General features: G+C 31.2%; 8 protein-coding genes. All 8 read right to left on the minus strand.

Going from position 1 to position 12,452, the window contains the following annotated elements; genetic code table 11:
* Nucleotides 1–3: 3 nt before the first annotated feature.
* The 8 genes from pxpA to pabB all read right to left on the minus strand — a co-directional run bounded on the left by pxpA (nucleotide 4) and on the right by pabB (nucleotide 12,449).
* On the minus strand, nucleotides 4–744 hold the full coding sequence (gene pxpA, locus BT107_RS03200) for a 5-oxoprolinase subunit PxpA (RefSeq protein ID WP_072302307.1): 741 nt from the start codon (nucleotides 742–744) through the stop codon (nucleotides 4–6).
* Complete coding sequence (locus BT107_RS03205; RefSeq protein WP_072302308.1) at nucleotides 744–1,976, minus strand: Nramp family divalent metal transporter; 1,233 nt, start codon at nucleotides 1,974–1,976, stop codon at nucleotides 744–746. Before BT107_RS03205 ends, pxpA begins: the two co-directional genes overlap by 1 nt.
* A 139-nt stretch (nucleotides 1,977–2,115) precedes the next feature.
* Complete coding sequence (locus BT107_RS03210; RefSeq protein ID WP_084639090.1) at nucleotides 2,116–4,794, minus strand: peptidase associated/transthyretin-like domain-containing protein; 2,679 nt, start codon at nucleotides 4,792–4,794, stop codon at nucleotides 2,116–2,118.
* Between the two features lie 15 nt (nucleotides 4,795–4,809).
* Complete coding sequence (locus tag BT107_RS03215) at nucleotides 4,810–5,631, minus strand: GLPGLI family protein (protein WP_072302309.1); 822 nt, start codon at nucleotides 5,629–5,631, stop codon at nucleotides 4,810–4,812.
* A 68-nt stretch (nucleotides 5,632–5,699) separates the two neighbouring features.
* On the minus strand, nucleotides 5,700–7,235 hold the full coding sequence (locus BT107_RS03220) for a YifB family Mg chelatase-like AAA ATPase (protein ID WP_072302310.1): 1,536 nt from the start codon (nucleotides 7,233–7,235) through the stop codon (nucleotides 5,700–5,702).
* Between the two features lie 101 nt (nucleotides 7,236–7,336).
* Complete coding sequence (locus BT107_RS03225) at nucleotides 7,337–9,730, minus strand: penicillin acylase family protein (protein WP_072302311.1); 2,394 nt, start codon at nucleotides 9,728–9,730, stop codon at nucleotides 7,337–7,339.
* Between the two features lie 87 nt (nucleotides 9,731–9,817).
* Complete coding sequence (gene tilS, locus BT107_RS03230; protein ID WP_072302312.1) at nucleotides 9,818–11,125, minus strand: tRNA lysidine(34) synthetase TilS; 1,308 nt, start codon at nucleotides 11,123–11,125, stop codon at nucleotides 9,818–9,820.
* Between the two features lie 19 nt (nucleotides 11,126–11,144).
* Nucleotides 11,145–12,449 carry an aminodeoxychorismate synthase component I gene (pabB, locus tag BT107_RS03235; RefSeq protein ID WP_072302313.1) on the minus strand — a complete coding sequence of 435 codons (1,305 nt, stop codon included), beginning with the start codon at nucleotides 12,447–12,449 and terminating at the stop codon, nucleotides 11,145–11,147.
* Nucleotides 12,450–12,452: the final 3 nt, after the last annotated feature.

Raw genomic sequence — 12,452 nt, forward strand, 5'->3', positions numbered from 1 at the left:
AGATTAAACAATATCAATATTATAAACCTCTAGTTTTTCTTTTAATTGTTTTAAAATTATAGCTGCATTTGGGTTGTCTCCGTGTACACAAAAAGTAGTTGCTTTAATTTTCTTTTCGGTTCCCTGTACAGTTATTACAGATTGATGCACATACATTGCATATACGTGATTAAATAAATTATCAAAATCTTCTATAACTGCATTTTCTTTAGACCTAGAAACCAAGGTTAAATCATCATTATAATTGCGGTCTGCAAAAGCTTCGTAAACAATTTTTACATTATTCTCTAATGCTACGGTTGCAATGACAGAATTGTATGGCACATATAACTTTACTGGTAAATTAATGCTTTTAACCACATTTACCACTACAGTTGCTGTTTCTAGATCTACAGCAGCTAAATTATACAAAGCGCCGTGTGGTTTAATATGGTGTAGTGTTGTTTTTTCTGCTGCAATTATCCCTAATAAATCTAAAATCTGTTTTTGAAGAGAATCAAAAAGAGCACTGGGAGACATTTTCATTGCAACTCTACCAAAATTCTCTTTATCCGGAAAAGACGGATGCGCACCAATTTTAACACGGTATACCTTAGCTAGTTTTACAATGTGTTCCATTAGCTTTAAATCGCCCGCATGACCACCACAAGCTATGTTGCAAGAAGAAATAAAAGGCATTAATTTAGACTCGTTACCAATACCTTCTCCTAAATCTACATTAATATCTATTGTTTTACTATTCATTAAAATAAGTTTAAAGAAAACACTTTGTTTAGGGTTGCTACAGATAATAAAATGCTTATAGCTAGTATTATAAAGCCAAGAATATTCTGTATTATATTGTTTTTGTAAATTCCTAAAACCGATTTTTTATTCATTATCCACAACAAAAAGGCGGCGATTATAGGCAATAAAATACCGTTGGCTATCTGTGCAAATTTTATAACATCTATTGGCTTAATTCCAAGAGAAGAAAAGAGCACACCTAAAAGTAAAATAAACATCCAAACGGCTCTAAACTTACCAGATTTAAGACTTGTAGACCAACCCAAACAGCCAGATGTAACATAGGCAGCTGCTAACGGAGCTGTAATTGCGCTAGTAATACCAGCCGCAAACAAACCAATTGCTAAAAAGTACTTAGCAAAACTGCCAAACAAAGGCTCTAAACCTTTTGCTAAATCTGCTGCAGAATTAATTTCGCTACCTTGTATAGCAGCAGCAGAAATTATAACACACATAGACACTACACCACCTAAAATAACGGCTATTATTGTATCTTTTTTAGCGTGATTTAAATCTGATACGGATTTCCATTTCTCGGTAACTAATGAAGCGTGTAAAAACAAATTATATGGCACTACTGTTGTACCTATTAAAGCAATTACAGTTAAAATACCTTCTTTAGGTAACGATGGTTTAAAAATACTACTAAATATTGCTGTAATAACTGGTTTTGTTATAATTGCAGTTATTAAAAAAGCCAAACTCATTGATATTACTAGTGAAATCAATGCTTTTTCTAACACCTTATAATTACCTATATAAAGCAATACAAATGCAATTACCCCTATTAACAAGCTTAGATAGTTAAAAGAAAAAGTACCAATATTAAAATAAGAATTACCAACTATAGTCTCTAAGCCTAAAATACTACCGCTAATATTACCTGCCTCGTATACCGCATTACCAATAACAATTGCAGATAGTATTAATACAATAGTAAACCATTTTAAAAATGGGTTCTTAATTTCTGTTCTAATAATTTCGCTTAGTCCTTTTTGAGATACAATACCTACTCTAGCAGACATTTCTTGCAAAACAATAGTAGCAACAATAGACAAAACCATTGCCCAAAGCAATGCAAACCCAAAATGAACACCTGCTAACGTACAAACTGTTATGGTACCAGGGCCAATAAAAGCTGCTGCTATTAATGGGCCTGGACCTATATTTTTAAACCATTTTTTTATCATTCTTATTGGTTGACTAGTTATTTGATAAAATAATGCTACTTAGACAAACAAAATAGTAAGCTTTTTATATGTAGAGTTATTAAATCTTAGTTGAAAGATAAAAAAACTTATACGCAATAAGGTTTAAATAGGTATAATATTAAAATGAATACATATAATTAAGCAAATAATACCTGCCTAATAAATTCGTTTTTTGAGAGTTAATAGAAAACTCATTTACATTTCTCTGTATAAATGAAGTGTTATCTAATAAATTAACCCCTTTTAATCCCAATTGCCAATTTTTATTTTGAGGCCTATACATTATATCAAAATTTAAGAATGAATTGGTTGTATCCTTGTCTGTAAAATTTGGAATAAAATAATTATAAGAAACAGTACTAAATAAAGACCTTGATGGTTTAAATAGTAGTTTAAAATTATTTTCTAAAGACCTATTTACAAATAAACTCTGGCTTACGGTTTCCTGATAAGTAAACTTAGTTGTATTCTCAAAATTAATTGATGAATTAAAAGCGGTTTTTAAGAAAAGACTATTAAACAAATAAAGAGCTTTATTGTCTCTTAATCCTGAATTATTAATGATGTTTTTATAATTATAAATTGAATAGTTTGATGAAATTTTGAAATTGGTTTTTATTGATGGTATTAATTTTGAAAAATTCAAGAAAAAACTAGTATTATCTGTGTATTCATTTAGAAAAAAACTTGTTGTTTTTATAGCGTTTTCATTTATATCTGTATCTGAAAAATAATTACCTTTTTGCTTTAAGTAATCTACTCCAAATGATAATGTTAACTGATTAAAAAGATCATTTTTAGAGTACATAAGACTATATTTTTGATTTTTTCGTGTTGTAATATCAGGAATATTATTTTTTACCATACGATTACTAATTAAAACTTGGTTCTCAAATACATTCTGAATTTCCTGTGAGTTTTGATTAAAACCTGTATTCAAATTTAAATACGAATTTCCATTAAACTTATACATCACTGATAATGAAGGCTCAAAAATAAAAATATTTTCATCTAAGGGGTTTGTAGCGCCTTCAAATTCCTGATAAAGTTGCTGAAAAGAAAGTTTAGGCGAAAAAGAAAATTTTCCTATTTTCCAATTATATGATCCTTGAGTGTATATGCCATTTTTAATAAAATTTACATCATTTAAACTACCATCAACTGCTAACTCTTGCGTGTTATTTTTGCTAATTAAATTAGAATAAAAAGTTTCTTTATCTAAATTAAATCCTACTAAAACACTGTATTTATTGTTTTTTTTGCTTTTACCTAGCAAAACTGTTTTAAAAGCCGTGTAGTATTTTTTAGAAGAATTACTTTGTATATCACTATTAAAATTTTCAGTATTAAAAACAGAAGGATCAATGGTAAAATTTTGATCTAAATTATTAAAAGAGTTTGCTAAGTTAATCTGTAAAGCCTTGTTTTCTGACACCTTGTTGGTATACTCCAAGTTCTGTTTAAACAATTTATTTTGGGTATTAAGTAGTGAATTAAAATCATTTTCTTGGTTAGATATAGTTCTATATTCTGTATCTATCGTTTCATCTCTAAAACTAACGTTATACTCTAACAAAGAAGTTTTAGATGTGTTGTACTTTAATTCTAAATCTCCTCTGTACTGTAAGGGTTTTTTGTTTATATGATTATCATCAAAAATTGCAAAATGCTCATTACCAGTAATTATAATACTTTCTGAGAACTGGTTACTGTTAATTTTATCTAACAAATAATATAAATTTACTTTAGCCTTTAATTTATCATTTAATTTATAAATACTATTAAAATTAGTAAACAACTGACTATTTTGATTTGATAAATTGTTATTAGTAACCTGATTAATATTATATTCTGGAATTATACTTTGAATGTAGTATTTTTCATCCTTTAACTGCTCTTGCGTAATTTGATTACCAGAATAATTAAAAGGAGACGAATTTTTACCAATAGTATTGTAAGTACTTACAGCAAAAGATTTATGTATTTTATTTATTGCTAATAAATTTGTTGATACATCTAGCGGGCTTTTTTTAGAAGTAGTAAAACCACCTAGTCCAATGTCTATACTACCAGAAATGTCACTTCTGTCTTTTTTTAGTTTTAAATTTAAAGCAACTTTTTGACTATTTTCAATTCCTTTTAAAAGTCTGTTTTCAGAGTAGTTTTCTATAGCTTCAATTTCTTCAATTAAATCTATATTTATATTTTTAGTACCTATAGTATAATTGTAATCAAACAAATTATCTCCTTCAATTGTGACAGTTTCTATAGATTTACCCCTATAACTAATATTACCCGTACCACTATCAACCTCTATACCCGGAAGTTTCTTTAGTAAGTCTTCTACTTTTCTTTCTGTACCATCTACATAAGAATCTACATTATAAGTGACTGTATCTTCTTTTATTGTAAATGCTTTCTTTTTTTCAACTACAACTTCATTTAAATATTCAATTTTTTCTTTAAACAATACAAACTTAAAATTTAATGTATCTAATGGTTTTAATATTTTTATCTCCTCTGTATAATCCGTATACCCTGTGGCTTTAACAGTTAAAAAGAAACTGTTGGTGGAGTAACTTTTTTTAAGTTTATAAGTAAATGTCCCTTTAGTAACAAGTATAAACTCTTTAATTACATTATCATTACTAGGTTCTTTTAACAGTATTTGTGCGTTTATAGGTGTATTATCACTAGTAGTAACAGTACCTTGTATTACTTGTGAATAGCTTAATGCTATACTACCAAGTAAAAGAAATGGTATTAGTAAAATTTTAGAACAAAAGAAATTTTTCAAAAGTTATGTGTGCTATTAATTTTTAGAAAATTTCTTATGGTATTTATCTAATGCATCATTATACTCTTTGTCGTCTTCATCTATATATAATTCAATACCACCTCTAGAAGATACAACACCTCCAATATTTTCATTAGGCCTATAACTTAAAAGCTCTATTGCTTTTTTTTTGTACAAGTCTTTATAATCCTGCCAAGTTAGTGCGTCTTTTGTATCAAAAGGATTTTCTAAAACAGCTAACTTTACCTTGGTATTTTTAATGCCTATAGGTTTAAAAGATATAAAGTTATCTATAGATTTCATCTCTAAAATCATACCTGGTAAGCCATCATATTTATAAGGGCCACCAACAGGAAGATCTGTCGTAAACCAAGCCTCATACTTTCTCCCTCTAAAATCCATTGTTGCCAATTGGCATTTAAAACCTAAAATTTCTTTAGTATTATTTAGTATACTCCAATTAAAAACATTTAGACTGTCCTTAACAACAAAATATTTGTAAGCAACTTCATGTTTAGAGTAAAAGGTACCATTGTTGTAATCCTTAAATAACGTAGTTATATTTTTACCTGTTGGCGTAAAAGTTAATCTAGAATCGCCATCTTCATCTGTAGTTACAACTTCTGTAATTTTTGATTTGCTTTTTTTTGAGTAAAATGATTTATTTAGCTCTACAAATTTATTTAGCTCATAAACACCTATAAAAGGTCTTCCTCCTTCTTCAATTGTTAAAGTTCTTTCATACTCTATTTGATATATATTGACAGAATCTTTCTGCGCAAATAAATAAAATGAGCTAATTGTAATAAAAATTAGACTAAGTACTTTTTCTTTCATACTATATTGAATGTCTTTAAATCAAAAAACAAATATAGTATTTTTCTTGCTTAATAGGATATTAAAACTTACCCTAACCACCCCTCTCTGTCTAAACTACGGTATTGTATGGCTTCAGAAATATGATCTCCCAAAATAGCGTCTGAGCCTGCTAAATCTGCAATAGTTCTTGAGACTTTTAAAATTCTATCGTAAGCTCTGGCAGATAAATTTAAACGTTCCATTGCTGTTTTAAGCAATTCTTTAGAAGGTACATCTAAAGGACAATACTCCCGTATTTGTTTGGTATTCATTTGGGCATTATAATGTATGGTTTCTAATGCTTCAAAACGCTTTGTTTGTACTTCTCTTGCTGCTGTTACACGTTTACGAATTGTAACACTACTTTCTCCTTTTCGTTCTTCAGAAAGTTTATCAAAAGGAACCGGAGTAACTTCTATATGTATATCTATACGATCTAACAAAGGCCCAGATATTTTACTTAAATACCGTTGCATTTCTGCTGGTGAAGATGATACTGGAGCATCTGGATCGTTAAAATAACCACCAGGACTAGGGTTCATACTCGCAACCAGCATAAAACTACTGGGGTATGTTACCGTAAAACGTGCTCTGGCAATGGTTACTTCCCGATCTTCAATAGGTTGACGCATAACTTCTAGGACTTTACGCTCAAACTCAGGAAGTTCATCCAAAAATAGAACTCCGTTATGCGACAGCGATATTTCTCCCGGTTGAGGGTAACTTCCGCCACCGACTAAAGCTGCGCTGCTAATTGTATGATGGGGATTTCTAAACGGACGCTGGTTCATTAGTCCAGCGTTTTTAATTTTACCAACCACACTGTGTATTTTTGTAGTCTCCAGAGCTTCATGCAACGTCATTGGAGGTAAAATTGAAGGCAAACGTTTGGCAAGCATTGTTTTTCCTGCTCCAGGAGGGCCAATTAAAATAATATTATGTCCGCCTGCTGCAGCAATTTCCATACTACGTTTAATACTTTCTTGTCCTTTAACATCGCTAAAATCGAACTCAGGAAAATCTAAAGTTTTATAAAATTCCTCTCTAGTATCTACTATGGTTTGCTCTAAAGGCACATCTTTATCAAAAAAATCTATAACCTCTGTAATATTTTCTACACCGTATACTTTTAAACCAGTAACAATAGCTGCTTCTTTTACGTTTTGCTTAGGTAAAATAAATCCCTCAAAACCTTCATCTTTTGCTTTTATAGCAATGGGTAATGCACCTGTTATTGGTTGTAAACTTCCGTCTAAAGAAATTTCCCCCATAATAATATACTTTCCTATAGCATCAGATTTAATCTGACTAGAAGCACTTAAAATACCTAAAGCAAGGGTTAAATCGTATGCAGAACCTTCTTTACGTAAATCGGCCGGAGCCATATTTATAGTTATTTTCTTTCCTGGAATTTTGTAACCATTGTTTTGTAAAGCCGCAGCAATTCTATAATTACTTTCTTTAATGGCATTATCTGGCAAACCTACTAAATGGTAGCCAATACCTTTACTAATATTTACTTCTACTGTAATAGTTGTAGCCTCTACCCCAAATACAGCACTACCAAAAACTTTTGTAAGCATTCATTTTTAATTTTCTTAAAAGTAAGAAAATTATTCTAAAAGTTAACAAGTGTTAATCAAAAAGCAACTGTACAATAATTGACTCTATCTTAAAATCAATTTTACTTCTCTTCTGCTTTAAAGATCAATAAAGATTTTTTTGTAGAAATAATCTCTTCTTTATTCATCATCATTTTACGAAACTCGCCTTTATTATACATTTTAGCTTGGTCATTGTAATGAGAGCTAAACGGATTACCAGATTGCCCCGTAGGCAATATACTTATACTATTTTCTATATCAGAAAAATCTATAACCCTACGTGTAGATGGTCCAGATGTTACTTTGTATTCACCAGTTTCATCATAGGTAAAGCTCATATTGTTTATTACTTCTTTTGTGCCATTTATAGGAAAAGGCCCCACATTAAAGTATTTGCGTAATGTTTCTACTTTACCAATAGGGTGCTCGTGTTCTAGGGTGTGTATTTTACCCCAAGTCCAAGTAGATATGTCTTTACCAAACTGTTTTTCTAATGATGCAACTGCTTGCTCAAAAGAAATTTGAAAAATATCTTTTGAGGTTTCTACTTTTTCAGTTGCTACATTATCCCACCAAATAGAAGTTGTATTGTTTACCAAAGGCGCAATTAATCTCTTATGAAAATGTGTTGATAGTAGTTGTGTAAAAAGCGCATCACCCAACTCATCTTTAAACGTATTTTTAAGCATATAAAACACCCAACGTTGGTACACACTAGATTCTACGCTGTTTACCGTGGCCTCGCCTTCCCATTTACTTAAATCGTCTAGGAGTTTAATATAGCTTTTATCTAAATTGGTAATATCTAAATCCTTAGCCATACTTGTTGCTAAAGACGGGTCTACTGCAGAGGTTACATCTGTTATCATTTTAGAAACAGCTTCTTTATCCCAATCGTTTTTAGGCTTTAGCAGTTCTACAATTCGTTTTGCTCTATTTTCTGGTAAGTAATATCCAGGAAAAAATAGACCATTTACGGTGTCTGGCTGGTTGTTTGCAGAATACACATAGTTCCAAGTCGGGTTTTCTGCGTGCGGATTTTCAGAAAAATCTAAAAACTCACCACGCTCTTGTTTGCCACTTGCTCCATCTAAAACAAGTTTTGTATTGGTGCTATCAGGCATTCTATACAGTTTTGCAGTTGCCCACCAAGCCACATTACCTTCTGCATCGCCATACATAATATTTAATCCAGGTGCGTGTATATCTTCTAAATGACGTTTAAAAGTGTTCATCGTCTCAGAATGAGACATTCCGTACAAAGCACTTAACAACTTATTTTCTACCTTAGTATAAATCCACGAGATAGTCACTGGTTTTTCTCCTGTAACACTAGCAGCAACATTGTTTACAACAGCTCCGTGCCTTGTAGATTTTACAGTAAATTTAACATCATCTTCTCCTTTAACCTTTATTATTTTTTCTTTGTACGTGTATTTCTCCCAACCATTTTCGGTTCTGTACAAAGTAGAGTCTTGTGGGTTTGTTTCTTCAAAATAAAAATCGACATCGTCATTCTCAAACATAGTTAAACCGTATGCCAATTGGCGACTATGAGCCAACAGCGGAAAAGGAACACCTGCTAAATGGTATCCGTATTTTTTATATGTTGGCGTACTAATATGAGCCTCGTACCAAACAGATGGTTGAGAAAAGCCTATATGCGGATCGTTAGCAAGAATTACATTTCCATTTTTTGTTTTTTCGGGTGATATAACCCAACTATTACTCCCCTCGAACATTGGTAAAGGCAAATCTTTTAAGGCAGAAGCTAATTTTGAAGACAATCCAAGTTGAAGCGTATCTTTTAAAGGATTGTAATTTTTTATATAGGTTGATGTTGGAATGGTTTCTATTGATAAATCTTGCAAATATGCGGGCCCTAGTTTGTCTTTTATTGTAGTTAAAAAAGGATCTGTTTTGTGTGCCATAGCAAAACTAAAACCAATGTAACCAATGGTATTGTACACATCTTTAAGCTCAAAAGGTCTTTTTTTAACACCTGTTAAATAAAACTCTACCGGAGTTGGACCTTCTTCTATAAACTGATTAATACCATCTAAATAAGCCTCTGTAAGCAGAACATAATCGCTATTAGGGTCTAAGTTAGCTACTGTTTCTTTAGAATAATCGTCTATACCTAAAGCCAAAAACAGTTTATCTGTTTCTACTAAGTCTTCTCCAAAAATTTCTGATAATTGACCTGCACTAATACGCCTAAGCAACTCCATTTGCCACAATCTATCTTGTGCATGTACATAACCTAAAGCACGTGTAGCGTCTTTTTCACTAACACCATAAATATGTGGTATTCCGTAAGAATCGTAATAAACATCTACGTTTTCTGATAAGTTTTTGAGGTTTGCTTCTCCTTCGTAAACAGGAGTTAAAGAGTAAAGAAAAATACAAAGTCCTAACACTAACAATCCTAATATTGGAATTGTTATTTTTAGTATCTTTTTTAATCTGCGCATAACCTTAGGTTGTTTGCCTAAAGGTAGAATTAAATTTTATAAATAGAAATCTATTTTTTAATGTAAAATGCACAAAAAAAATAATAACTACTGTAACAAACTGATTTTTAAAATACTAGAAACGCCATCTTTTACGCTAAATCTGTTATCTGCCCTTTTACCAACAACCCAAACAATTTTATTTCCAGAACATAAAAGCCATTGCTCTTCTTTAGCAACCACACTTAGTTTAATATCTTTATAATATTTACTTAGTTTCTTTTTTCCTTGTTGTCCAAACGGATAAAAAACGTCTCCTTGCTCCCATTTACGTAGCACTAACGGAAATTCTAACTTTGTTTTATCTATGTAAATTGTAGCGTCATTAGTTGCATCTAAAGCAGAAACCTGTTCTAACTTTAAGTAAATCGGGTGATCTACTTCTGCTTGCTCTTCGTTTATTAAATAGACATCAGAACTATGTTCTTTTAGCTCCTGTAAGAGCAATACGTCTCTATCTTTAACCAATCGATGAGTTTTAGACAAAACCTGCTTACCGCTCATTGTAGTTAGCAAATTGGCAACATCTTGCCATTCTGTAAAACCATACTCGTTAAACAAAGCGTACATATAGGTTTTAGTAGGCTTGTATTGCAACAATTCTAGAACAGAAATCTCTGTTACAGTGTCTTTTTGCACAAACAATTGCTCTTTAATTTGCTTTATATGGTTATTAGCAAGGGTTGCTGTTTCTTGTAAATTAGATTGAGTATTTTCAAAATTCTGCAAAAAAGTAGGATGTAATTCTTTTAATACAGGAACAATTTTATGGCGTATTTTATTTCTTAAATACTTGGTTTCTTTATTGGTTTGGTCTTCTCGCCAAGTTATAAAATTTGCCTCTGCAAAAGCAACAATTTGTTCTCTTGTAAAAGGTAATAAAGGGCGTGTAGCAAGTTCTGTTTTTGCTGGTATACCAACCAAACCATCTACACCTGTACCTCTAGAAAGATTAATTAAAAAAGTCTCTAAATTATCGTCTGCTTGGTGGCCTGTAACTACAGTTTTTAGTTTATTTTTTTCTAGTAATTTAGCAAACCAATTGTACCTTAGCTCCCTAGCAGCCATTTGAATAGACACTTTATTACTATCAACATAACCATTTGTATCAAAATTAGTTACATAAATTTCTTTATTAAGTTTATTTGCTAATTGTCTTACAAAATCTTCATCACCATCACTAGCAGCATCACGAAGTTTAAAATTACAATGTGCTATAGAAAAATCTAAATTACATAGAGCACACAAGTGCGTTAAAACCACACTATCTACACCACCACTTACTGCCACTAAAAAAGGATATTTTAGTAGTAACGGAAAGTTTGTTTTAATATGATTTTTAAATTCTTCTAACACAATACAAATGTATATAAAGTTAAGACACTTTACCTTCTAAAACCTGCCTCATTGCCTTTGCCTTTAGCAAACACTCCTCATACTCCTTTTCTGGGCTTGCTTTTGCAGTAATAGCACCACCTACAGAGAATGAAACATACTTTTCTGAAGCATTATACAAAATACTACGAATAACTACATTAAAATCGAAATCTTGATCTGGCGTAATATACCCAACGGTACCACTATATACTCCGCGTTTTGTAGCTTCTAATTCTTCTATAATTTGCATAGCAGAAATCTTAGGAGCACCCGTCATACTTCCCATTGGAAACGTTTCTCTTATAATATCTACAGGGTTTTTATCTTCTTTTACAGTTGAAGTAATAGTTGAAATCATTTGGTGTACTTGACTAAAAGTATATACTTTGCATAATTCAGATACTTTAACACTTCCTTTCTCTGCACTTTTAGATAGATCGTTACGCACCAAGTCTACAATCATTATATTTTCTGCGCGTTCTTTCTCGTCTTCAGCCAAAGTAACACGTAATTTTTCATCTTCAACTTTATCTAAAGATCGTTTTGCAGTTCCCTTTATAGGCTGAGAAATTAGTTTTGTTCCTTCTTTTTTTATGTATCGTTCAGGAGAGGCAGAAGCCAAATATTTATCGTTTAACTTAAGAAAAACAGAAAATGGAGCTTCAGATATTTTATTAAGTTCTGTATACGTTTCTAAAGGATTTATCTGTGTATCCTCTGCATAGAATTCCTGACAAAAATTTGCCTCGTAAATATCTCCTCTATGTATTTTTTGAAGCATTTTATCAACCCTACTAAAATAATCATCCTTAAAAATTCTCATTTTAATATGTATATTTTTTTCTGATGTTGTTTCTGCTTTTTCTTTCTTAAATCCTGTTATCTCTTTAAAATCGGGCTCTATTTCGTCATCAACCATATTTAAATACAAAAAATGAACTGTATTTCCCTGTAGTTGAATAATTTTTTTAGGTTGAAAAAAATACAATTCTGGAAAACGAAGTCCATCAAAATTAGCCGATTTTAATCGTTCTACATTATTCTTTAAATCGTACGTTAAATAACCAAAAATCCAATCTTTAGTCTCTGTTTGATACGTTTTTAGATCATCAAAAGCATTAAAACTATCGGTAGACAGAGCTGTAAGCGCATCTGTAGCCAACATACCGTCATAAGAACTGTATTGGTCTTTGTGCCCATTACTATCTAACCAAACTACTTCATGAAATTGCTGACTCCATTGCAATAGTTGTGTTTTAAAGGCCAAAACATTATCAACGGTAAAAGAAAGAGATGTTCTCAATAT

This window comes from Cellulophaga fucicola (assembly GCF_900119145.1).
GTDB lineage: Bacteria > Bacteroidota > Bacteroidia > Flavobacteriales > Flavobacteriaceae > Cellulophaga > Cellulophaga fucicola.